The sequence below is a fragment of the Kribbella sp. NPDC051770 genome, from assembly GCF_040681455.1.
Lineage (GTDB): Bacteria > Actinomycetota > Actinomycetes > Propionibacteriales > Kribbellaceae > Kribbella.
The window spans coordinates 876,368-899,711 of record NZ_JBFAYT010000002.1 but is presented as its reverse complement, the minus strand read 5'-3'; the positions used below and the strand labels follow the sequence as shown (position 1 = coordinate 899,711).

Here is a 23,344-nt window from a genome sequence, read left to right as displayed (position 1 = left end):
TGCAACCGCCGGTGAGATCGCTGGTCAGGTTGTCGGCGGCGGTGCTAGCTTCCTCGGGTTGTCGTCGCTCGGGGGACGAGTAGGACAACTCTCGCTAGGGGTACTCCATATGGCTGGATCGCTTTCGCGCGCCCAAAAACGGGCCGTTCGTCGTTGGTCGGCCAAGGGCCTGGCCGTACTCCTGGCCACTGCCGTGTGTGCAGGGTCCGCCAACTACGCCGGCGCGGTCCCGGAGTTGCGCGGCGCCGACGGCACGCCGTCGAACCACCGCGCCGAGCCGGCTCCCGAGCAGCGTGAGGGCTCCGCGGCCGGCCAGCCGCACGAGGTCGGCGAAAACCGCAACCACACGGTTCCGGCCAGCCTCAAGGCGCGCTACCCCGATCTCCAGGTCGGCACGAAGCCGACACCGGTCAGCGCCGTGAAGGTGCTACCACCCGTTGCCGTGACGGCTTCGCAGGGCTTCGATGCCAGGACGAGCAAGGCAATCGGGCACAGCCGGTACGAGACGACCTTCGCGAATGCCGACGGCACCCAGACCACTGCGATCTCGACCACCCCGAAGAACTTCCAGCGCCCCGACGGCTCCTGGGTACCGGCCCGTACGACGCTCAGCCGCGATCAGGCTGTGACCGGCGGTGGCTGGCGCAGCTCGGGCGACAGCGTCACGTCGAAGCTGGCCGGGAAGCTCACGGCGGGGCGGCCGGTCGCCGAGGTTCTGCTGAGCGGTGGTCAGAAGGTCGGCTGGGGCCTGAGCGGAGCTCAGCCTGTTGCCGGCACCCAAGCCGGGGTCGACACCGTCCGGTACGCCGGGGTCGCGCCCGGCGCTGACCTTGAACTCAGCACCCAGCCGGGCGGCGTCAAGGAGACCGTGATCCTGCGGTCGAAGACTGCCGCGCGGAGCTTCGTGTTTCCGCTGCACCTCGACGGCCTGACCGCGCGGCTCGACGGCCCCGACGTGGTCCTGGTCGATGCTCAAGGCAACAAGAAGGCAGTGATCCCGGCCGGGTTCATGGTGGACGCCGCGGCGGCGACCTCCAGCGAGGTCGGCTACGAGCTGGTGGAGCAGGACGGCGAGCAGGCCCTGAAAGTGACGCCGAGCAACGACTGGCTCGACGCGCCCGGCCGGGTGTACCCGGTCCGGATCGATCCGACCGTGCAGGAGCTCGAGTCCTCGGCAGCGCTGACCGTCCGAGACTCCGGAAGCTACGTCGGCACCAGTGACTTCATGGTCGGCCGCCAGAACGGCAACCGCGCGGCGGCGTACCTGAAGTTCGACGTCAGCGCGCTGGCGAACCACACCGTCTTCGGCGCGCAGCTGCAGGTGAGCAGCTTCCGCGCACCGTCCTGTACGCCGCGCCCGGTCACCGTCTACCCGGTCACCGGCACCTGGACCCCGGACCCGAGCCTGAAGTACCCGGGCCCGGCGGTCGGCGCAGCGCTGACCTCGAAGACGTTCGCGCAGGGATACATCGCGAGCGGCTCGACCACCTCGAAGTGCAAGCCCGCTCCGGTGGCCTTCAATCTCGGCGCGGCCGGCTCCGCGCTGGTCCAGCGCTGGGTGACCAATCCAGCGACCAACCAGGGTCTCTCGCTGCGTGGGCCGGTCGGTGACGACGGCTCGTGGAAGCTCTTCGCGGGCACCGGCGCCGGTATCGCCAACCCGCCGACGCTGTTCGTCACGCACTCGGAGTACAACGCGTCGTACCAGGTCCTCGGGCAGCCGAAGCCGCCGGTGCTGCAGAACCAGGACGGCAAGCTGCAGATCCGGGTGAAGAACCTGAGCGCCGACGCGTGGACGCCGTCGGCGTACTACCTGAAGACCGTCGTCACCGACATGAACGACAAGCAGCTCTACCAGTACCGCGGTGCGAGCCTGCCCGCGACGCTGGCCCGGGGCAGCAGCGTCACGCTCGACGCGACGATCAAGGCGATGAGCGCCGGCACCGGCGTCAAGCAGTACCGGGTCTACTTCACGATGGCCAAGGTCGGCGGGCCCGACTTCACCAGCGAGAAGGTCAGCCCGGCCCGGATCGCGATCGAGGTCCGCAACCTGCCGCCGGTCGTCGATCAGCTCTCACCGGACAACGGCTACCGGACCCAGACGCTGACTCCGCAGCTGTGGGCCCGTGCCTTCGACATCGACGCGCCGACCTCCGGCGTCACGTACAGCTTCGAGATCTGCGAGAAGACGAGCACCGGTGCGTTCACCGGGTGCACCAGTTCGCCGTACCAGGCCGCGGGCAACTACACGGTCCCGGCCGGGAAGCTGTCGTGGAACAAGGAGTACGCCTGGAGGGTGTCGGCCAAGGACAGCACCGGTGGCATCACCGTGTCACCGCCCGCGCCCCAGCGGGTGTCGTTGCTGACCGACGTACCGCAGCCCGAGATCACGTCCCGGCTGGCGAACGCGCCGACCGGCAGTGGCGACCAGCCGTTCGACCCGAACCTCGGGAACCAGCTGGTCTCCGCAGTCGACGCGTCGATCCCGGTCGCGGGCCCGGAGCTCGACGTCGTCCGGACCTACAACAGCCTCGACCCGCGGCGGACCGGGGTGTTCGGCGCCGGCTGGTCGAGCAAGTACGACCTGAAGCTGGTACCCGAACCCGAGGGCAGCGTGCTGATCACCTACCCCGACGGCCAGCAGGTGCGGTTCGGCAAGAACCCCGACGGTACGTACGTCGGACCCACCGCACGCCAGGCCGGTCTCACGTTCAACGCGTCGATCGGCGCCTGGACCTTCAAGGACGGCAACGCCAGCACCTACACGTTCTCGGTGTCCGGCAAGCTCACCCAGATCAAGGGCCGTTGGGGCAAGCCGATGCTGTTCGAGTACGGCGCTGACGGCAAGCTGCTCCGCGTCACCAGTCAGCAGGGTGACAACCGCTCGCTGACCTTCAGCTGGAACGGGAGCCGGATCGCGACCGTCAGCACCCAGCCGGTCGACGGCGCCCAGCTCAAGTGGACTTACAGCTACTCGGGTGATCTGCTGACCTCCGTCTGCGGGCCGGACGGCAAGTGCACGACGTACGGTTCCGCGCAGGGCTCGCACTACCGGACCTCGGTGACCGACAGCAAACCCGAGCTGTACTACCGGATGAACGACGACGGCGCAGTCGCCGCGAGCGAGGTCACTGTCGACTTCGGCAAGGACAACGCGACCTACAAGAACGCCCGGAACAACGTGGCCGGTGGCCTGGCCGGGTCCAGCGACACCGCGGCGTCGTTCAACGGCATCGATGCACCGTCGTACCTGGAGCTGCCCAAGGGCGCGATTCGCAAGAACCGCAACCAATCCGTCGAGATGTGGTTCCGGATCATCTCCAAGGGCCGCACGAACCCCCTGCTCGGCTATCAGACCGGACAGGTCGAGGGCACTTCGACAGCCGGCCTACCGGTGCTGTACGTAGGGTCGGACGGGAAGCTGCGCGGCCAGTTCTGGCACGGCGCCGCGGCACCGATCAGTACCACCACGACCGTTGACGAAGGCAACTGGCACCACGTCGCGCTGACCTCGAACGGCGCGACCCAGACCCTGTACGTCGACGGCGCCCAGATCGGGACCGCCACCGGCCGCAACGTCGACCACCTCGGCATGGTCGCCAACCAGGTCGGCGCCGCGTACGCAGCCGCCCCGGCGTCCTGGCCCGGGTGGGGAACCGCGACCCGCAACTACCTGGTCGGTGCGGTCGACGAGGTCGCTCTGTATTCACGGCCGCTCAGCGCGGACGTGGTTGCCGCGCACTACAAACTCGGCCGGAACCCCTCCGACCAGCTCACCACCGTCACCCAACCGAGCGGCAAGGTCGTATCGGCAGCGACGTACGACACCGCGACCGAGCGGATCGCCGAGTACACCGACGACGACGGCGGCCTGTGGAAGATTGGCGCTCCGGCGCTCAGCGGGAACTCGGCCGACCTGCGCCGGACCGTCGAGGTCCGCGACCCGGCCGACCGCCGGTACTTCTACGAGTACGACGGAATCGGGGGCTGGCTGCTGCGGGCCGGCGTCCCGAACGGGCTGGGGACGCGTGAGGAGGACCTGCCGCCTGCCCCGCCGCCGTCGACGCCACCGCCATCGTGCAACACACCGGACCCGAACGACCCGCAGTTCTGCGTGGTCACGCCGGGGTCCGGCTCGCAGGACCCGATCTTCGAGTGGCACGCGCTCGACGGCATCGCCGTCCGCAGCTACGAGTACGACAAGTCCGGCCAGCTGATCAAGACCACCAACGAGAACGGGGAGAACGCGACCCTCACCTACGACGCCCGCGGCAACAACACGTCGCGGACCACCTGTCGCGCCGGCTCGGCCGACTGCCACACCAGTTACACGACGTACCCGCTGAGCGGGCTGACTGATCCGCTGGACCCACGCTGGAGCCTGCCGACCGAGTCCCGGGACGGCCGCGCGACGAGCGCGACCGACCCCACCGCGAGGACGGCGTACACGTACCTCGCACAGGGCGAGCTGGTCACCCAGAACAGCACCGAGGCCGGCACGGTCCGGAACACCTACACCGACGGCACCGAGGTCGGGCCGACCGGGTGGATGCCGTCAGGTCTGATCCGGACCACGACCGACGCCCGCGGCGCGGTCACGACGTACGGTTACCACGCGACCGGACAGCTGGCGAAGGTCACGACCCCGACCGGGCTCGCGACGAGCTTCGAGTACGACGCGGTCGGGCGGAAGACCAGCCAGACCCAGACCTCGGACGCGTTCCCGAGCGGCGTCACGACGACGTTCACGTACGACGCGGCGTCCCGGCTGAAGACCACCACCGGGCCGGTCACCACTGACAAGGTCACCGGCGACCGGCACCAGCAGCGAGTCACGATCTCGTACGACGACGACGGCAACATGACCAGCCAGGAGGCCGTCGACCTGATCGGTGGCGGCGAGCCGCGGGTCACCGGCTACACCTTCGACGACCGCAACCGGCTGTCCCGGCAGACCGACGCCGGTGGCCACGAAGTTCAGTTCTCGTATGACGCCTTCGGCAACCAGACCGCCATGGTCGATGCCAATGGCAACCGGTACGAGTACGCCTACACGGCGCGCAACCAGATCGCCGAGGTCCGGCTGGTCGACGCCGACAGCACCGACGACACCGGGTACCAGGTGCTCCGGTCGGTCGGCTACGACGCAGTCGGCCGGCCGGTCCGCGAGACCGACGCGATGGGCCGGACGACGCAGACGCTGTACTACACCGACGGGCTGGTGAAGTCCCGGATCCTGAAGGACTTCCACAACCCCGACGGCAGCAAGCGCGACTTCGTGCTCGAGACCAACACTTACGACGGCGCCGGAAACCTGGTTCGCCAGGTGAGCGACAACGGCAAGACCGCGATCGCCTACACCCGCGACGCGGCTGGGCGGGTGACGACGAGCACCCTCGATCCGGGCGGGCTGGACCGCAAGACCACGCTGACGTACGACATCAGCGGCAACATCCTGACCAAGGCCGAGACCGGCGACTATTCCAACACCCACCAACAGGTGCTGGGCCTGGAGCGCCGGACGACCTACGGGTACGACGCGGCCGGGCGGCAGATCTCGCAGACCAACTGGCTGAACGCGACCAGCGGGCTCACCACCAGCTGGACCTACGACCAGCGCAGCCTGCAGACCAGCATCACGCCGCCGCGCGGCAACGAGTCCGGCGCCGTCAAGGCAGACTTCACCACGACGTACAGCTACGACGAGCTGGGGCGGCAGAACGCCGTCACGCAGCCGAAGGTCAAGGTCGAGTCGAACGGCCAGCCGGCCGTGGACGCCGCGCCGGTGACGACCGTCGGGTACGACGCGTTCGGTCAGACGGTCTCGGCGAAGGATGCCCTGGGCAACATCGGGACGACGGTGTACGACAAGGTCGGGCAGCCGGTCGAGACCAGCGGGCCGTCGTACACGCCACCGGGCGGGACGGCGATCACGCCGAAGGTTCGTTCGGAGTACGACCCGAACGGCAACGTCGTCGCGGTCACCGACGCGCGCGGGGCGACCACGCGGTACGGGTACGACCGGCAGGACCGGATGATCGTCCGTGACCAGCCGGCCGGCACCGACGCGGAGCGGGCGGTCTGGCGCTTCGAGTACACCGGCAACGGAGACGTCCGGAAGACCATCGACCCGCTGGGCGGGAGCCGCGAGGCGACGTACGACGACCTCGACCGGATGATCACCTCGACGCAGGTCGAGCGCCGCCCGGTGAACGACAACTTCGTCACCCGGTACGGCTACGACGACGGTGGGCGGGTGATCAGCACGACCTCGCCGTCGGGCGCGGTCAGCACCGCCACGTACGACACGATCGGGCAGCCGATCCGCTCGACCGACCCGTCGAACGTCACCACCAACTTCGGGTACGACTTCGTCGGGCGGCAGGTGGAGCGGGTCGACGGGCTGGGACGGACCCAGGTCACGTCGTACGACATGGCCGACCGGGCGGTCGCCTCGACCGACCTCGATGCCCTGCAGAGCCCGCTGCGCCGGACCGACTACACCTTCGATGCGGACGGCAATGTACTGACGCTCGATCCGCCGGTCGGGGCGACGGTCAGCTACAGCTACGACGCGCTCGGGCGCCAGGTCTCGCAGCGAGAGCCGGTCTCGGCGACCGAGACGCTGGCGACCAGCTTCGGGTATGACGCCGCCGGCAACCAGACGCGGTACACCGACGGACGCGGCAACTCGACGTACACGAAACTGAACAGCCTCGGCCTGCCCGAGTCGGTGGTCGAACCTTCGACCGTCGCGCACCCGGCCTTGGCCGACCGGACCTGGACGATGTCGTACGACGCGTCCGGCAACCCGGTCGGAGTGGTCGCGCCAGGCGGGGTCACCCGTCAGCGGACCTTCGACGCGGCCGGCCGGCTCACCAACGAGAGCGGCACCGGTGGAGCCGATGCACCGGCCGCGCAGCGGTCGCTCGGGTACGACGTGCTCGGCCGGGTCACCTCGGTGAACAGCGTCGGCGCCGACAACCTCTACACCTACAACGACCGCGGGCAGATGCTCAGCGCGACCGGACCGTCGGGCTCGGCCACGTTCAGCTTCGACGCCGACGGCGCGATGGTGCGCCGGACGGATGCCGCGGGCGTCGCCGACTTCAGCTACACCAAGGGCCGGCTGACCTCGATGACCGACCCGGTGAGCCGCACCCAGCAGACGCTCGGGTACGACGCCGCCGGTGCGCCGAAGACGATCGACTACGGCCTCGGCCGGGTCCGCACGTTCGAGTACGACGCGCTCGGCCGGATGACGGGCGACACGCTGAAGAACGGTGCAGGCGCAACGGTCACCTCCGTCGGGTACGGCTTCGACCTCGACGACCGGATGACCACCAAGACCACGACCGGCGTGCAGGGCGCCGGCGCGAACACCTACACCTACGACGACGCCGGCCGGCTGAAGACCTGGACGGGTGGCGGCAAGACCACGTCGTACGGGTGGGACGCGGCCGGCAACCGGACCTCGGTCGACGGCAAGGCCGCCCGGTACGACGAACGCAACCGGCTGATCACCGACGGGACCTCCGACTACAGCTACTCCGCCCGCGGCACGCTGCTGTCGAAGACCGATGGGTCGACCACCGACGCGATGACCTTCGACGCGTTCGACCGGATGGTCTCGCAAGAGGGCCGCGGATACAGCTACGACGGCGCGGACCGCCCGGTGGTCGGCAACGGCACCACGATGCAGTACAGCGGTTTCTCCGACGAAGTGGTTGCTGACGGCACCCAGATCTACGGTCGCGGTGCCGGTGGCGACATCATCTCGGTCGGGCAGGGCACCACCGAACGGCTGCTGCTGTCCGACGCGCACGGCGACGTGGTGGGCGGGTTCGACCCATCCGACGGGACACTGACGGCGCTGCCGGACTCGCGCAGCTTCGACCCGTTCGGCAAGCCGCTGCAGTCCGGCGGCCTGAAGTACGGCGTCGGCTACCAGGGCGACTGGAGCGACCCGGCCACCGGCCAGGTCAACATGGGCGCCCGCTGGTACGACCCGGAGACCGGCACCTTCGACTCCCGCGACATCGTCACGTACGGCGGCGGGCCGTCGGTGATCGCCAACAAGTACCTGTACGGCAACGCGAACCCGCTCACCCACGTCGACCCGACCGGTACCACTGCCTGCAAGCCGAAGCCGCCCAAGCCGCCGAAGCCGACCCCGCCGCCGCGTCAGCGGCCCGGCGGGCACGACCTGATCGACGAGCCGGACGACCCGCCGCCGGGGACTGGCGGCGGCGACTACCCGATCCTCGCTTCGCCCGCGGTCGCGCTGCCGTGCGACCCGCCGCCGACGACCTGTGAGCAGCGCGGCGACTGCAAGCCGCCCAAGCCGACTTGCCGGGACCGCGGCGACTGCGACCCGCCGAAGAAGACCTGCAAGCAGCTCGGCACCTGCCCCAAGCCGAAGCCGAAGCCGGTCGACCCGGCAATCAAGGCGCGCGTGCAGTTGGAGCAGGTCGTCAAGTACGCTCCGCAGCCCAACGCCACCGGCGTCACCAAGCCGCTCTACAGCCAGGGCAACCCCCTGAACGGTGGCGGCGGCAGCCTCAAGGACCTCATCAAGGACGTCCGCAAGTCCGTCACCGACCTCTACCAGAAGGCCGTCGACACCGTCGGCCCGATCGTCAAGGACGTCGTCAAAACCCTCTCCGACCCGGTCGCCACCGCAGAGGCTTTGGCCAAAGCCGGCGAATGGGTCAAGGAGAACAAGGGCGACCTAGGGCATGCAGCCCTGGACGTCATAGGCCTGATACCAGTGGTCGGTGAAGTAGCCGACCTGGCCAACGCAGCCTGGTACGCCGCCGAGGGCGACTACGTCAATGCCGCCTTGAGCGCTGCCTCAGCCATCCCATTGGCCGGCTACGCCGCGACCGCGGCCAAGGGCGCCAAGTACGTCAACAAGGGCGTCAAGGCGGTCAAGGAGTCCAAGACCCTCAGCAAGGTCGCGAAGGACGCGGCCACCTCGTGCAAGTGCTTCCCCGCCGGCACCAAGGTCGCCACCGCCGACGGCGAGAAACCGATCGAGGACATCAAGGTCGGCGACGAGGTCTGGGCTCGTGACCAGGTCACCGGTGAGTCGCGTCTGCAGAAGGTCACCAGCCTGTTCAGCAAGCAGGCCAGCGACCTGATGACGATCACCCTGTCCGACGGCGGCCAGGTGGCGGTCACCACCGAGCACCCGTTCTACACTCCCGACCGAGGCTGGGTGGAGTCCGGCAACCTGAAGCCCGGCGACAAACTCCTCCAACGCGACGGCAAAACCGCCGTCATCGCCTCGATCACCCGCACCACGAAGCAGACCACGGTCTACAACTTCGGGGTACAGGACGACCACAACTACTACGTAGGCGCCTCCAACCTCCTGGTCCACAACTGCGGACCATCCGATGAGCTGCTTGATCTTGCGGACAGCGAGATCGGGAAGACCAATGTTGCTGCGGAGGTGGTCGCAACGGATGGCACTCGAGGATTCGGTGTCAGCAAGCCGCGAGAACTCGATGACCTGACCCCTGCGGTACGTGAAGCGGCGGAGGCGGTCGGGCATCATAGAGGGTGTGCGGAGATCGGTGGTCTGTGTGATCTGGAGAGCCAGGGCGCGGCCATCGCAGGTGCTCGGGGGAGGGCGGTTCATGTGACGGGCGGCAGCCAGGGCCACCCACCCGAGTTGCACGGGGAAGACTTGCCGTTCTGCGGTGCGTGCCGGAAGCTGTTCAAGCACCTCGGAGGTGGCCCGCTTGGCTGACAGCGGTAGGACCAGCCTGTCGGTTCGGGCGACCGAGTTCGTGCGGACGCGAGGGACGGTCCTCAGCCTCGATCAGCGTCCTGCAGCGGCGCGGCGAACGGAGAGTGACTCCGTGGCGGTCGGAGCGGGCGAGGACCTGGTCGACAGAGCCAGGCAGTACGCGAGCGAGTACGGAGGACTCAGGTTCTCCGTGCCTGGCGGGGTGCTGGAGGGTCAGCTGTGGTTGGCCGCCAGGCGGCCCGGCGTGCTTGTTCGGGCGGTCACGGACGGTTCGTTCATGTTCTTGGCCGCGGATCACAGCGATGCCCAGTGCGCGTTCATGATCTCTGCGTCAGGTGCCTTCGGATGCTCATGGTCAGGAGAATTCGGACAGCTGTTCGACTCGGTCGAGCACATGCTGGAGTGCATCGCTTTGTGGCACGCTTTCACGGGGTGGACCTATGTCACGGTGTTCAGTGGCACGCCGGGGGCGGTCGTGGCGACGCTGGGAGCCCTGGAAGCTGACGAGTCCGCGGCAGGTTCGACGACAGGCTGGTGGCTGGGAACCGATGTCGTCGTCGTCGCCGAGCCGTACCTGACGCCGACTGCCAGCAAGACCCCTCAGGTCACCGTTCTCGCTCGGGACGCACAGGTCGCGGCGCTCATCCGACAGCGACTCAGAGGTGTTCCGGGCGTGCAGAACGGATTCACCGCTGCATCGCTCAGGTCGACGGTCGGCTCGCCGGCGTAGCGGCCGGAGGCGACATGGTCGAACTGCCCCACGGAGTATTCGCTGACGGGGAGACGATTGGGGACGGATAGGTATTTCTTGTACGTCCAAGGCGCTCGGCGCGAGGGGACGAACTGACCTTCTGTCGGCACGAAGGGGGCTCCGGGTACCGGAGCCCCCTTCGTGCTGTAGGTCAGGGGGTGGGGAGTTTGTGGAGGGTGAAGGTGGGGTCGCCGGCGGCGGTTGTCTTCGCGATCTTGGCGGAGGTGGGGGCGGCGCTGGCGGTGATGACTCGGGGGGCGAAGTTCTGGTTGTAGGTGGCGAAGGCCCACTTCTGTTCGCCTTGAGCTGTGTAGACGAACGGCGTGGCGTCCACGGAGTACTGTTCGCTCTCCGGGAGATTGATCGGCTTGAAGGTGGGCCAGGTGCCGGAGCCCTGGGTCAGTTCCTGGGCGAAGTAGTACTTGCCGTCGGTGCCACGAACCAGGACCTCGAGCAGGCCGCTGTCAGGTGCCATGACGGCGGCCGGTGAGCCGGGCCAGGTCATGTCCTCCGGGCCGACCGTGGTCCAGGTGCCGGGGAACGCGGTGCCGGCGGCGGTCTGCTTCTGGGTCTTGATGCGTCCGTCGGCGTCGCGGGCGAAGACCCTGATCAGGTCACCGGGGTAGCGGACGGCAGAGACCTTGCCGGTGAAACCTGTGCCGCCGAGGCTGCTGAACGCCGAGAGCCCGCCGCCGTTCCAGCTTGCGGCCCAGAACGTGCCGGCGGTGTCACGCGCGATCACCGTGAGTGTGTTGTTCGGGCCGGGCGCGATCACCGGAACCCCGGACAGGGGCGGGCTGGCGTACGGCTGCCAGGGGAAGAAGCCCTGGGTCTGCTCAGGCTTGCCCCACAGTTTCCCGTCGCCGTCGACGGCGAAGCTGACCATCTTGTTGTTCGCAGGGCTCTTCGCCGACACCGCGCTGGAAGCCATCACGCCGCCCCGGTCGACCAGCGGGCCGAGCTCGGTGGATCCGGCCGCGGTCTGGGTCCGGGCGGCGAACCGGCTGTTCACGTTGTGCAGCATGAACTCGATCCTGCCGTCGGCGCCCTGGACGAGCCCGGGGGTTCCGGTGAACGCCTGGCCGTCGTTCATCGCGTTCCAGGCAGTGCCGCCGAAGTCGATCGGATCGCTCTGGTGCCCCCATTTCACCTCGCCGATGTTGTTGGCGAGGCCGTACTCGATGGCTCCGGCCGGGGTTTGCAGGACCGCCATCGGCGGGTTCAGCTCGGTCGGGACCGCCGGGGGCTGCGGGACGTACGAGGCGGTCAGCGTGCACGCGTTGGTGGTGGCGACAACCTGCGAGTACACCTGCCAGCCGGTGCCGACCGTCCGGTTGCTGACCACCCAGCTGCCGGGGTCACGCTTGTACCGGTGCTGGGACAGCCGCCCGGCCGCGTCGAGCCCGAGCAGTACGTCGCCGCCGGGTGAGGTGACGATCGGGAACGCCCAGTTCGAGTTGGAGAGCGAGATGGCGTGCACGAACCGGTCGCTGGTCGGCTCGAACTGGTACCGGTTCAGGCCGCCGGCCGGGGTCCGCGCGTAGATTACACCGTCGCCGGCGCCGGTGATGGAGCTGAAGATGTTCCAGCCGCCGCCGACGGGCTGGCTGCTGAAGGTGCTGGTCGCGGCGTCGAGGACGTAGCGGCGCAGGTCGCCGTTGGACTGGATCAGGTAGAAGTGGCCGCGGGCGTCGATGGTGATCTTGTCTCGCAACCCGGCGGCCGCCCAGCCGCTGAAGATCTTGCCGAACGGTTTCGCGACGACGTCGAACGCCGTTCCGTTCCAGTGGTAGCCGAACATGCCGGTGGCGTTGATCCCGTACAGCCAGCCGTTCGGGCCGGCCAGCAGCTTGCCGAACTGCTGCCAACCGCCGCCGATCACCTTCGCGGGGGCCGCGAGGATCGGGCTCGCGGCGCTGCTCAGGTCGTTGAAGGAGTTGAGCACCAGCTCGCCGTCGGGGTTGACGCTGAAGACGTTCTGCGTAGGAGTGCAGGAGATGTCGGCGTCGGTCGTGGCAGCGTTCGCGGGCGCGCCGGGCACGGACAGGCTGCCGAGGGTTAGGCCTGCGGTCAGCAGGGCGGCGCCGAGCGTGCGGCGTACCGATGACCGGGGCAGGCGGGTAGGGACAGAGGTGTGCATGGAACCCCCAGGACGTGGGATGACGCATGCGAGAGACCCGCCCCGAGTCGCATGCTCCGACCGTCGCCACAGGCGCGGTCGTCTGCAGATTACCTGGTTTTCGCCTGTAGTACGGGGCGATTGCAGGAAGTTGCAATTCGGCGGTGGCGGGTGAGATGAAAGATCATTGCTGTAAGCAACAAGTAGGCGGGGATCAGCAGGATCGCGTCCGGGGTATCCAGTCGCATCGACCAGCCGGCGTTGCGGTCTTCGCCGTACAGGGTGATGCGGTTGATGGTCAGGAACATCAGATGGGTGCCGATGGACGTCCACAGGGAGCCGGTGGCGTTGCGGGCGGTGATGAGGGTCAGGCCGAAGATCGTGAGCAGGATCAAGTAGGAGACGGGGTCCTCGCCGGGTGGGACGAGGGTGGGGTTGTGGGTGCCCAGGGTCAAGGCCCATTGGATGACTGAGGACAGGGCGGGGACGGTCAGGAAGAGAGCCGTGGTGACTGCCGCCGCGATCCAGGGGCGGGTGTGGCGCAGGGTGGTGTAGGTGTGGCCTCGGAGGGTTAGTTCTTCGGGGAAGGCTTCCAGGAGTACGGCGATGGCCGTGTTGGTGATGAGGAAGCGGAGTAGTTGAGGGGTGTCGATCGGGCCCCAGGTGAGCCAGCCGGTGAGGGTGCCGAGGGTGAAGAGCAGGGTGGCGCCGGCCAGGGGGACTGCTAGGCCGATCAGGAATGGGCGGATGCCGCCGGTCAGGCCGAGGTTGTGGCGCCAGGGGCGGATCAGCGCGACGGCGACCGCGGTGCACGCGGCTGCCGCGAGCCACGGGTTGGGGATCAGGGCGGCTACGGCTAGGGCGGTGGCCATTGCGAGAGGGCCGTAGGTGGCTCGGATCCAGGTCATGTGTACGAACGTACAGTACGAGTGTGTCAAAACGCCACGGCCTTCACAAAGAGGAGCGGGGTGGTTACTCTCCGGGGCAAAGGTGAGAGGTGCTCAGTTTTTCGAGAGGGGAGTTGCCGTGGCGCGGTGGTGGATGTTGGGGGTCGTGGGGGCGCTGGTGGCCGCGGGAGTGGGGGTGCAGCCGGCGCAGGCTGCGGAGCCTTATCTGGTGGGGAGTGGGATCTCCGACGTCACTGGGCCGGCGGCGGAGAACGGGATGATGGGGTACTCGAAGTTCGGGCAGAACACGACGGGAATCCACCAGCGGTTGCGGGCCCGGGCCTTCGTGGTGGTGGATCAGGGGACGCAGGAGCGGGTGGCCTACGTGAACGCTGATCTGGGGATGATCTTCCAGGCGCAGCGTGATGCCGTGCTCGCGAAGCTGCAGACGAAGTACGGCGGTCTGTACGGCGAGCGGAACGTGCTGCTGTCGGCCACCCACACGCACTCCGGCCCGGGTGGGCAGTCGCACAACCTGGCCTACAACCTGTCGATCCTCGGGTTTCAGAAGCAGGCGTTCGACGCGACCGTGGACGGGATTGTCGAGGCGGTGGTCGAGGCGCACGAGAATCTGCGGCCGGGGGACATCAGTCTTGGGCGCAGCGAGCTGACGAATGCCAGTGTGAATCGGTCCCGCACGGCGTTCGACGAGAATCCCGCGGCCGACAAGGCCGCGTTCCCGCAGGGGATCGATCCGGCGGTGACCGTACTGCGGTTCCAGCAGGGCAGCAAGGAGATCGGGGCGATCAACTGGTTCGCGACGCACCCGACCTCGATCACCAACGAGAACACGCTGATCTCACCGGACAACAAGGGGTACGCCGCCTACCGCTGGGAGCACGATCTCAAGGGCGTGCGCTACCTCGACGACGACAGCAACGGATTCGTTGCCGCGTTCCCGAACACCAACGCCGGGGACATGTCGCCGAACCTCAACCTGCGGCCGGGCTCGGGGCCGACCGAGGATCCGCTGACCAACGAGCAGATCATCGGGCAGCGCCAGCAGCAGGCCGCGCAGCAGGCGTACAACGGGCCGCGGGCAACCATTGCCGGGAGCGTCGACGCCCGGATGCGATTTGTCGACATGTCGGCAGTCCAGGTCGACCCGCGCTACACCCCGGACGGGCAGCCGCACCGGACCTGCCCGGGCGTGGTCGGCGTCTCCACGCTGGCCGGCAGCGTCGAGGACGGGCCCGGCATCCCGATCATTCCCGAGGGTGTCACGAACCCGTTCTTCGAGCTGCTCAAGCCGTTCAACGTGGACGTGCCGCCGTGGCTGATCAGCTGCCAGTCGCCGAAGGCCCCCGCGGTTCCGACGGGCCAGCTGCAGGCGACGCCGGACGTCGTACCGATCCAGCTCGTCAAGCTCGGGCAGCTGCACCTGATCGCGGTGCCGGGTGAGGTGACGATCGTGTCCGGCCTGCGGCTGCGCAGGACGGTCGCGCAGGAGCTCGGCGTACCGCTGGAGAACGTGCTGGTGCAGGGGTACGCCAACGCGTACAGCCAGTACGTGACGACGCCCGAGGAGTACCAGCTGCAGCAGTACGAGGGTGGGTCGACGCTGTTCGGCAAGTACACGTTGCCTGCGTACCAGCAGGAGTTCGCCGAGCTGGCGAAGGCGCTCAAAACCAACCAGCCGGTTCAACTAGGCACCCGCCCGCCCAGGCCGATCACCGCTGAGCTCAACCTGCAGACCGGCGTCGTCCTCGACGCCCCGCCGCCGTTCAAGTCGTTCGGCCAGGTGCTCACCGACGCGGCCTCGGCGTACCAGGTGAACCAGACCGTCACCGTCGCCTTCGTCACCGGGCACCCGAAGAACAACCTGCACCGCAACGGCACGTTCCTCGAGGTGCAGAAGTCAGTTGGTGGCCAATGGCAACGAGTTGCCGACGACGGCGACTGGGGTACGACGTACCGCTGGGCCCGTGGCGGTATCGCCGACTCGAAGGCGACCATCACCTGGAAGGCCGATGCCCCCGGCACCTACCGGATCGTGCACCACGGCGACGCGAAGGCGCTGAACGGCACCATCACGCCGTTCACCGGGACGTCGCGGACCTTCACGGTGTCTTAGTCGGGCTGTTCGACAGCGGTGGCGACTCCAGCGCGCAGTGCCGGTGGGTCGTCACCGCTTCCGGCGTCGTACGCCGGGAGGTGCGGTCGCCGAGCGTCACCCAGGCCAGCACCGCGCCGCCGGCGGCGAGCACGGCCGAGATCACCATCGCCATCATGAAGCTTTCCTTGAACGACATCGGGTCGCGGTAGGAGTCGCCGGTGATCCCGGCCGCGAGCGGGATCGCGGCGACCGCCATCAGCTGCGCCGACCGGGCGACCGCGTTGTTGACGCCGGACGCGATCCCGGCGTGGTGGTCCTCGACCGAGTTGAGCACGGTCGCGGTCAGCGGCGCGACCGTCGAGACCAGGCCGATCCCCAGGACGACGACGCCCGGCAGTACGGCGGTCCAGTACCCGACGCCCGGCTCGATGCGCCGCATCAGCAGGAAGCCGACGGCCATGAACAGCGGCCCGACGGTCATCGGGATCCGCGCGCCGATCCGCTCGGACAGACTGCCGGCGTACCCGGAGAGCGTCAGCATCAACAGCGTCATCGGCAGCAGTGCGGCGCCGGCCGTCAGCGCGTCGTACCCGAGGACGGTCTGCAGGTAGACGACGAGCAGGAACGTGGCGGTGCCGAGCGCGCCGTACACGACGACGGTGACCAGGTTGGCGCCGGTGAAGCGCAGGTTGGCGAAGATGCCCGGCGGGAGCATCGGGTGCGAGCTGCGCCGCTCGACCTCGACGAACGCGACGAGCCCGACCACGCCGATGGCCAGCGCGGTCAGCACCATCGGGTCGCCCCAGCCGTGATCACCCGCGCTGATCAGCCCGTACGTGAGACCGGCCAGGCCGACCGTGGCCAGCAGCCCGCCGGTGCCGTCGAGCTTGCCGGCCATCGTCTCGTCGCGGGACTCCGGGATGTGCCGCAGCGTGACCAGCACGGTCACGGCGGCCAGCGGCAGGTTGAGCAGGAAGATCAGCCGCCACGATCCGCTGTCGACCAGCCCGCCACCGATGAACGGGCCGACCGCCGCGGCGACCGAGGTGAGCCCGGACCAGGCGCCGACCGCCTTGCCGCGGTCCGACGGCTGGAAGCTGGTCTGCAGGATCGCCAGGCTGCCCGGCGTCAGCAGCGCGCCGCCGATGCCCTGCAGGACGCGGCCCGCGATCATCACCTCGAGGTTCGGTGCGGCCGCGCAGATCGCCGAGGCGAGCGCGAACCAGATCACCCCGGTGACGAACAGCCGCCGCCGGCCGAGCCGGTCGCCGAGCGAACCGCTGAGCAGGATCAGCGAGGCCAGCATCAGCATGTAGCCGTTGACGATCCACTGCAGGCCGGAGATGCCGGCGTCCAGGTCCTCGCCCATCGCCGGCAGCGCGACGTTGACGACCGTGCCGTCCAGGAAGGCCATACCGGACCCGAGGGCCGTGGCGGCGAGCACCCAGCGGGCGCGCGCCGTACCGAAAACGATTCGATCGGGTGAACCCGCCTGAGCGTCCGCCATAAGGACAGAGTAGGGCCGATCCTCAGGGCTGCATCGGAAGGTCCAGCTGCAGTACGGCGAGCGCCCGGTCGGCCGGCAGTCCCTGCTGGATCCCCAGCCCCGGCGGCTCACCGACCGCGCACCGCGTCTCGGTCATCAGCGGGCAGACCGCGTTCAGCAGACCGCCACCCGACACGGCCAGGTTGGTCGGCAGCGTCCCGTCGGTGGCGGCGGTCAGCGGGCTGATCGCGGCCAGCGCTCGCCCGACCCGTGACGGCAGACTCCGCGCCGACGAGCCGCTCAGCCGGTAGGTCAGCTTCAGCTCGGTGGCCGCCGCGTTCAGCGGCAGCTCCCGGGTGGCCTTCACGTCGGTCTCCGGCAGCAGCACCGGATCGCCGTCGGCGACGATCCGCAGACTGGTTGCCTCCGGCGTGGTTCGCGCCATCATCCCCTGCAGCCGCTCACCCGACTGCGGCAGCCGCAGCTGCAACCGGTCGGTCGGGTCGCGCAGCATCACCTCTTCGGTGACGTCGAAACTCCCGTCACCGCGCGGTACGGCGGTGAGCCGGATCCCCGGCGCGGTCAGGCCGGGCCCCTCGGCGGTCGGCGGTGGTTGCACCGGCGCCGCGCCGCTGCCCGCAGGTAACGGTCCTGGGCTGGGCGGGGTCGGTCCCGCCAGCTCGGACGAGCAGGCGGTCGTTGCCAGCAGCCCCACGATCAGTACGGCGCCGGCCAGACAGGTACGAACGGACATGCTGAATCGCCCCCAACGACCCGGCCACTTCCTCTGGTGGCCGAGTGCGACTTCTGCGTACGATACGCCGGAATTAGACCGTCAGGCATTTTCGGGAGTGGCATTTCTGAGGGGGCAGTGAATGCGGGAACGGAAAGTGTTCGGGCCATTCCGGGCAGTCGCCGGAAGCCCAGGGAAATCCACTGGGGAATTTTCGAGAATTCCCGGTCCGCATTTCCGCAGAGTGATTTCGCTGGTGCTCGGGGTGATCGTCGCCGCGGTGCCGGCGGTGCTCGCGAGCCCGGCCGGGGCGGCCACCAACGGCACGGTGTACGTCGTCCAGGGGCTGCCCGGGCAGACTGTGGACGTCCAGGTCGACGGCAAGGTCGTGGCGCGTGGGGTCGCCGCGACCAAGGTCGTCGGGCCGTTCGAGGTGGCGTCCGGGCAGCGCCGGATCACTGCTGTGGCGGGCGGGAAGACGCTGGTCGACCGCCAGGTCGCGGTCGGGGCCGGGAGCAACCAGGACGTGGTGATCCACCGGCCGGCCGCGCCGACCGCGGCGCCGGTGATCACGACGTACGCGAACAAGCTGACCGCGGTCCCGAAGGACAAGGCCGCGGTCCGGGTCGCGCACACGGCCGCGGTCGGGCCGGCCGACATTCGGGTGAACGGCAAGGTGCTGTTCGCCAACGTGGCCAACGGTGAATCACTCGACGTAGTCGTTCCGGCTGGAACGTATACCGTCGAGATCGTCCCCGCCGGGGCCACCGGGCCGGTCATTCTGGGGCCTGCATCATTACCCGTCAAGGCCGGTTATCTGACCCGGGTGTTCGCGGTCGGTGAACCGAACTCCAAGACGATGAATGTCGCCGTCGGGACCATTCGGCTGCCCGGGACCGGGTCCGACCGGCCGGGCACGGTCGACACCGGGACGGGCGGTCAGGCGGTCGCGCTGATGCAGGACCAGCCGTCGAGTGCGCCGCTGATCGGCCTGGCGCTGCTCGCCGCGTGCGCGGTCCTGGTGACGGTCCGGAAGGTGGTCCGTCGCTGAAGAAGGTGTTGCTCGGCCTGCTTCTCGTCCTCGGTGTGGCCCTGGAGGGGTGTGCCGCTCCGGCGGACGGAGCAGGCCGGAGCGGGCAGGCGGGCGGCGGCTCGGGGCCGCCGCCCGCGGCCACCGGATCGGTGCCTCCGGCAAGAGTCGGTACGCCGGCCGCCAGCCAGCGGATCCGGTTCGTCCCCGCCGAGGTGGTGCTCCCGGGTGGCGCCAAGGCCGCGGTCGACCCGGCCGGCACGGTCGACGGGCGGCTCGCCGTACCGGACGCGGTTCGCCGGGTCGGGTGGTGGGACGGTGGCGCCGAGGCCGGCGATCCGTTCGGGGCTGTCGTCCTGGCCGGGCACGTCGACTCGGCGACCGAGGGGATCGGTTACTTCGCGCGGCTGCTGCGGATCAAGGTCGGCGAAACCGTTGTGGTGCACGGAAACGGGCACAGCGCGGCGTACCGGGTGAGCTCGGTGGTGTCGGTGCCGAAGGACGCGCTCGCGACCCGCAGTGGAGCCTTCGACCAGGTCGGCGAGCACAAGCTGTCGCTGATCACCTGCACCGGCGCGTACGACGCGGCCCGCGGCGGCTACGCGTCGAACCTGCTGGTGACGGCCGTCCCCGTAGGGGTGGTCAGGTAGTCCATCCCGGAGCCGTCCCTGAAGTCGGGGTACCGGTGTTCAATCAGGTCGCGGCCCGGTGGATGATGTTGACATGACAAGTCCGACCGCACCCCCGGCCCCCGGAGACGAGCGCGCCGCTCGCCGGGCCCGCTGGCTGCTGGTCTTCGTGCTCGGCTGCCTGGCGCTGTCGATCTCGGTGATCACCTCTCACCTCTGAGCTGTTACTCGAACGGCGTCGGGTCTCCCGCGCCGACCCGGACGATCTCCGGGAAGTCCTCGGAGAAGTCGATCACCGTGGTCGGCTCGGTGCCGGCCTCGCCGGAGTCGATGACGGCGTCGACCTGGTTGTCGAGCTCCTCCTTGATCTCCCAGCCCTGCGTCATCGGCTCCTCGTGGTCGGGCAGCAGCAGCGTGCTGGACAGCAGCGGCTCGCCGAGCTCGGCGACCAGCGCCTGCGCGACGACGTGGTCGGGGATCCGGACGCCGACGGTCTTCTTCTTCGGGTGCAGCAGCCGGCGCGGGACCTCCTTGGTGGCCGGCAGGATGAACGTGTAGCTGCCCGGCGTGGCCGCCTTGATCGAGCGGAACACCGCGTTGCTGATGTGCACGAACTGCCCGAGCTGCGCGAAGTCCTGGCAGACCAGCGTGAAGTGGTGCCGGTCGTCCAGGTGCCGGATCGTCTTGATCCGGTCGATGCCGTCCTTGTTGCCCAGCTGGCAGCCGAGCGCGAAGCACGAGTCGGTCGGGTACGCGATCAGGCCGCCGCCGCGGACCAGGTCGACCACCTGCCCGATCGCGCGTTTCTGCGGATTCTCCGGATGCACGTCGAAATACCTCGCCATGGTCCCGACCCTAGCGCTCCGGGGCCGAGACCTTGCGGCCTGCAAGATTCTGCCCGATGGTGAGTCCGTAGAAGTTACTCGTTGACCTGCCGTTCCCCGCCCCGGATGGAGTCCAGGCGTTCCAGACCGCGAAGGGCCTCGGGTCCGACGGGATCGTCGGTCCGCAGACCTGGGGTGCGCTGGTTCCGACCATCCGGCAGGGCGACAGCGGCAATGCGGTCCGCGCGCTGCAGGTCGAGCTGAACGCCAAGCGGCGCTTGGCGCTCCCGGTCGACGGTGTCTTCAGCGCCGCGGTCAAGGACGCGGTGACGGCGTTCCAGTCGCACGCCGGGATCGGCGCCGACGGCATCGCCGGACCGATCACCTGGCGCAACCTGACCTGGCACTACGACTACCCCGACTTCACCGCGAACCTGTGCGACCAGGACCCCGACGGCAACGGTACGGCGGCCAACTGGGCCGCGGCCGCCGCCGTCGCCCAGCTCGAGCAGGCGACCCGGAACTTCGCCGGCACCGGCCAGGGCAAGGTCCCGTACGGCGACGCCGGCTTCGAGCACGGCGGCGACATCCCCGGCCACGGCAGCCACGAGAACGGGCTGGACATCGACATCTGGCCGATCCGCACCGACAACGGCCAGTGCACCGCGGGCCGGATCACCTGGCAGTCGGCGACGTACGACCGCGCCGCGACGCGGCAGCTGGTGCAGGCGATCCGGGCGGCGGCGCCCGGGCACGTGCGCTACATCTGGTTCAACGACCCGACGCTGATTAGCGAGGGCCTGACCAGCAACTGGCCGGCGCACGACAACCACCTGCACGTCCGGTACTGCGAGACGGTGCACCCGAACAGCATGTACACCTGCTAAGACTGGCTGGGTGACCACACTCGACCTGACGCCCGACGAACTGCTCACCACCACCAGGACCGTCCGCAAGCGGCTCGACCTGGAACGCCCGGTGCCGCCGGAGCTGATCCGCGAGTGCATCGAGATCGCGCTCCAGGCGCCGTCCGGCAGCAACCGGCAGGCGTGGCACTGGCTGGTCGTCACCGACCCGGACAAGCGCACGCAGATCGGCGAGTACTACCGCCAGGCGGTCGCGGCGTACCTGGAGTCCTCGGGCGCCGCCGGACGCCTGTACGCCGACGACCCGGACCGCGCGCCGGTCCAGCAGCGGGTCGGGTCGAGCGTGGCCTACCTCGGCGAACGGATGGGCCAGGTGCCGGTGCTGGCGATCCCGTGCTTGACCGCGAAGAACCTCCCGGCCGGCAACCAGGCCGGGCTCTGGGGCTCGATCCTCCCGTCGGCCTGGAGCTACATGCTCGCCGCTCGTGCCCGCGGACTCGGTACGGCGTGGACGACGCTGCACCTGAAGTACGAGACCGAGATCTCCACGCTCCTCGGAATCCCCGAGGAGGTCCGCCAGACGGTGCTGATCCCCACGGCGTACACGATCGGCACGGACTTCAAACCCGCCAAGCGGCAGCCACTCGACGAGGTGCTGCACGTCGACAGCTGGTGACGAGAGGTGCCGCGAGACACGCGGCGTTCATCGACGGCATGCGCCTCGGGGTCGGCCCCGGGGCGGCGGCTTTCGTGCTGGCGTTGAGTTTTGGGGCCGAGGCGGAGGCACGGGGATGGGGGTTCGGGCTTCCGGTCGTGTTCTCGGCGCTGGCGTTCTCCGGGTCGGCGCAGTTCACGCTGCTGACCGCGCTGGCCGGCGGGTCCGCGCTCGCGGCGATCACCTCGGCGGTGCTGATCAACGCCCGCTACCTGGTGATGAGCGTCGCGCTCAACGAGAACCTCGAAGGCGGTCGCGTCCGGCGATCGATTCAGGCGCTGGCGCTGGCGGACGCGTCGTTCGTCGCCGCACACACCGACGACGGGCGGTACGACGCCGCCCGGCTGATCGGGGCCAGCGTCCCGCAGTGGATCTTCTGGGTCAGCGGTACGGCGATCGGCGCGCTCACGGCGCCCTCGCCCGAACTCATGCACACGCTCGGCCTCGATGTCGCGTTTCCCGCGTTCTTCCTGATCCTCGCGATCGACGAGCTGCGCCGGTCGCGACGGGCGTTCGTGGCGGCGCTGCTCGGGGCGGGGATCGCAGCCGCGCTGCTGTTCGTGACCAGCCCGGGCTACGCGCTGCTCGGCGCGACCGCGGCCGCGCTGATCGGCGTACTGCCGGAGAAGGAGACCGCATGATCAGGGTCTGGCTGTCCGTGGCGGCCGTCACCGTGCTGAGCTGGCTGATGAAGGCGAGCGCGCCGCTGGTCATCGCCCGGCGCAAGCTGCCGCCGTCGGTGATCAGGATGACCGCGCTCACCGCGCCGGTGCTGCTGGCCGGGCTGATCGTGACCGAGCTCGGCGGCAAGCAGGTCGACTGGACGCAGCTCGCGGGGGTCGGGGTGTCCGGCGTACTGGCGCTGGCGAAGGTGCCGATGCTGGTCGCGGTCGCGGGCGGGATCGTCGCGACCGCGGTGATCAGGTTGCTGTAGCGGCCATCTCGTCGATGGTGAGGCCGCTGAGGATCGAGCGGGGCTCGGTGGTGGTCAGGTCGAGCAGGGGGTCGGCGGAGTCGTCGCGGACCTTGACCAGGAGCCAGTCGCGGTCGGTGCGGGTGAACGCCCAGGTGCCCTGCAGTTTGACGCCGTTGAGGCGGAACTTGAGATGGCCGTGGTCGATGGCATCAGCCAGATCGACCAGCCGGCGTTGCTTGTCGCGGGTGAGATTGGTGTAGACGCCCGCGTCCCACACGATCACCGCACCGCTGCCGTACTTGGCGTCGGCGTGCACGCCCTCGTACGTCGCGTACTCGAGCTCGTGGTCGGTGGTGAACACGGCCAGCCGCTTGACCACCGGGTCCAGCGACGGGCCGAGCGGGACGGCCCAGGACTTCAGCACACCGTCGACCTCGAGGCGGACGTCGTAGTGCCGGCGGCGGGCGTCGTGCAACTGCACCACGAAAATGGGTGCCGATGGCATCTAAATCCTC

The 23,344-nt window shown here is 69.1% G+C and carries 16 protein-coding genes; 10 read left to right on the top strand and 6 right to left on the bottom strand.

Translation table 11 applies throughout. The features are described 5' to 3' along the window. Nucleotides 1-109 precede the first annotated feature (109 nt). Together AB0M01_RS10925 and AB0M01_RS10920 are read left to right on the top strand one after the other, a co-directional pair. Entirely contained in the window at nucleotides 110-9,757 is a 9,648-nt protein-coding gene (locus AB0M01_RS10925) for a polymorphic toxin-type HINT domain-containing protein (protein WP_363667899.1), read from the top strand. Between the two features lie 112 nt (nucleotides 9,758-9,869). After that, nucleotides 9,870-10,487, top strand: coding sequence for a hypothetical protein (locus tag AB0M01_RS10920; RefSeq protein ID WP_363667897.1), 618 nt, complete (start codon nucleotides 9,870-9,872; stop codon nucleotides 10,485-10,487). Nucleotides 10,488-10,659: 172 nt separating this feature from the next. Here AB0M01_RS10920 and AB0M01_RS10915 read toward each other — a convergent pair whose 3' ends face one another. Both AB0M01_RS10915 and AB0M01_RS10910 read right to left on the bottom strand, forming a co-directional pair. Then, nucleotides 10,660-12,648: a tachylectin-related carbohydrate-binding protein gene (locus tag AB0M01_RS10915; RefSeq protein WP_363667895.1), complete on the bottom strand. Its 1,989-nt coding sequence runs from the start codon at nucleotides 12,646-12,648 to the stop codon at nucleotides 10,660-10,662. Between the two features lie 89 nt (nucleotides 12,649-12,737). Continuing rightward, entirely contained in the window at nucleotides 12,738-13,535 is a 798-nt protein-coding gene (locus AB0M01_RS10910) for a CPBP family glutamic-type intramembrane protease (protein ID WP_363667893.1), read from the bottom strand. A 118-nt stretch (nucleotides 13,536-13,653) separates the two neighbouring features. On the opposite strand from AB0M01_RS10910, the gene AB0M01_RS10905 reads away from it, so the two are divergent. Continuing rightward, nucleotides 13,654-15,648: a neutral/alkaline ceramidase gene (locus AB0M01_RS10905; protein WP_363667891.1), complete on the top strand. Its 1,995-nt coding sequence runs from the start codon at nucleotides 13,654-13,656 to the stop codon at nucleotides 15,646-15,648. Here the strand turns inward: AB0M01_RS10905 and AB0M01_RS10900 are convergent. Both AB0M01_RS10900 and AB0M01_RS10895 read right to left on the bottom strand, forming a co-directional pair. After that, on the bottom strand, nucleotides 15,635-17,137 hold the full coding sequence (locus tag AB0M01_RS10900) for a DHA2 family efflux MFS transporter permease subunit (protein WP_363667889.1): 1,503 nt from the start codon (nucleotides 17,135-17,137) through the stop codon (nucleotides 15,635-15,637). The two genes, AB0M01_RS10905 and AB0M01_RS10900, sit on opposite strands and share 14 nt — an antisense overlap. 22 nt (nucleotides 17,138-17,159) lie before the next feature. Further along, nucleotides 17,160-17,870 carry a hypothetical protein gene (locus AB0M01_RS10895; RefSeq protein ID WP_363667887.1) on the bottom strand — a complete coding sequence of 237 codons (711 nt, stop codon included), beginning with the start codon at nucleotides 17,868-17,870 and terminating at the stop codon, nucleotides 17,160-17,162. A gap of 223 nt (nucleotides 17,871-18,093) precedes the next feature. Between AB0M01_RS10895 and AB0M01_RS10890 the strand changes: the two genes are divergently transcribed. The 3 genes from AB0M01_RS10890 to AB0M01_RS10880 all read left to right on the top strand — a co-directional run bounded on the left by AB0M01_RS10890 (nucleotide 18,094) and on the right by AB0M01_RS10880 (nucleotide 19,728). Continuing rightward, nucleotides 18,094-18,900, top strand: a complete 807-nt coding sequence (locus tag AB0M01_RS10890; RefSeq protein WP_363667885.1) for a DUF4397 domain-containing protein — start codon at nucleotides 18,094-18,096, stop codon at nucleotides 18,898-18,900. Further along, the gene (locus AB0M01_RS10885; RefSeq protein ID WP_363667883.1) at nucleotides 18,858-19,529 is read left to right on the top strand and encodes a class F sortase; all 672 of its coding nucleotides are present in this window, start codon (nucleotides 18,858-18,860) and stop codon (nucleotides 19,527-19,529) included. The genes AB0M01_RS10890 and AB0M01_RS10885 overlap by 43 nt, the downstream gene beginning before the upstream one ends. Nucleotides 19,530-19,602: 73 nt before the next feature. Further along, nucleotides 19,603-19,728: a hypothetical protein gene (locus AB0M01_RS10880; protein ID WP_363667881.1), complete on the top strand. Its 126-nt coding sequence runs from the start codon at nucleotides 19,603-19,605 to the stop codon at nucleotides 19,726-19,728. A gap of 4 nt (nucleotides 19,729-19,732) precedes the next feature. On the opposite strand, the gene AB0M01_RS10875 is transcribed toward AB0M01_RS10880, so the two are convergent. Next, nucleotides 19,733-20,353 (bottom strand): L-threonylcarbamoyladenylate synthase, encoded by a 621-nt coding sequence (locus AB0M01_RS10875; protein ID WP_363667879.1) that lies wholly within the window; start codon nucleotides 20,351-20,353, stop codon nucleotides 19,733-19,735. An 86-nt stretch (nucleotides 20,354-20,439) separates the two neighbouring features. Between AB0M01_RS10875 and AB0M01_RS10870 the strand changes: the two genes are divergently transcribed. From AB0M01_RS10870 to AB0M01_RS10855, 4 genes are read left to right on the top strand one after another with little or no spacing between them, the layout of a single operon-like run. After that, nucleotides 20,440-21,219, top strand: a complete 780-nt coding sequence (locus AB0M01_RS10870; protein ID WP_363668102.1) for a penicillin-insensitive murein endopeptidase — start codon at nucleotides 20,440-20,442, stop codon at nucleotides 21,217-21,219. Nucleotides 21,220-21,229: 10 nt separating this feature from the next. Then, on the top strand, nucleotides 21,230-21,874 hold the full coding sequence (locus AB0M01_RS10865; RefSeq protein WP_363667877.1) for a nitroreductase family protein: 645 nt from the start codon (nucleotides 21,230-21,232) through the stop codon (nucleotides 21,872-21,874). Beyond that, on the top strand, nucleotides 21,871-22,554 hold the full coding sequence (locus AB0M01_RS10860) for an AzlC family ABC transporter permease (protein ID WP_363667875.1): 684 nt from the start codon (nucleotides 21,871-21,873) through the stop codon (nucleotides 22,552-22,554). The genes AB0M01_RS10865 and AB0M01_RS10860 overlap by 4 nt, the downstream gene beginning before the upstream one ends. After that, nucleotides 22,551-22,847 (top strand): AzlD domain-containing protein, encoded by a 297-nt coding sequence (locus tag AB0M01_RS10855; protein WP_363667873.1) that lies wholly within the window; start codon nucleotides 22,551-22,553, stop codon nucleotides 22,845-22,847. Before AB0M01_RS10860 ends, AB0M01_RS10855 begins: the two co-directional genes overlap by 4 nt. Here AB0M01_RS10855 and AB0M01_RS10850 read toward each other — a convergent pair. Next, entirely contained in the window at nucleotides 22,834-23,334 is a 501-nt protein-coding gene (locus tag AB0M01_RS10850) for a DNA polymerase ligase N-terminal domain-containing protein (RefSeq protein WP_363667871.1), read from the bottom strand. The genes AB0M01_RS10855 and AB0M01_RS10850 overlap by 14 nt on opposite strands. Between the last annotated feature and the right edge of the window lie 10 nt (nucleotides 23,335-23,344).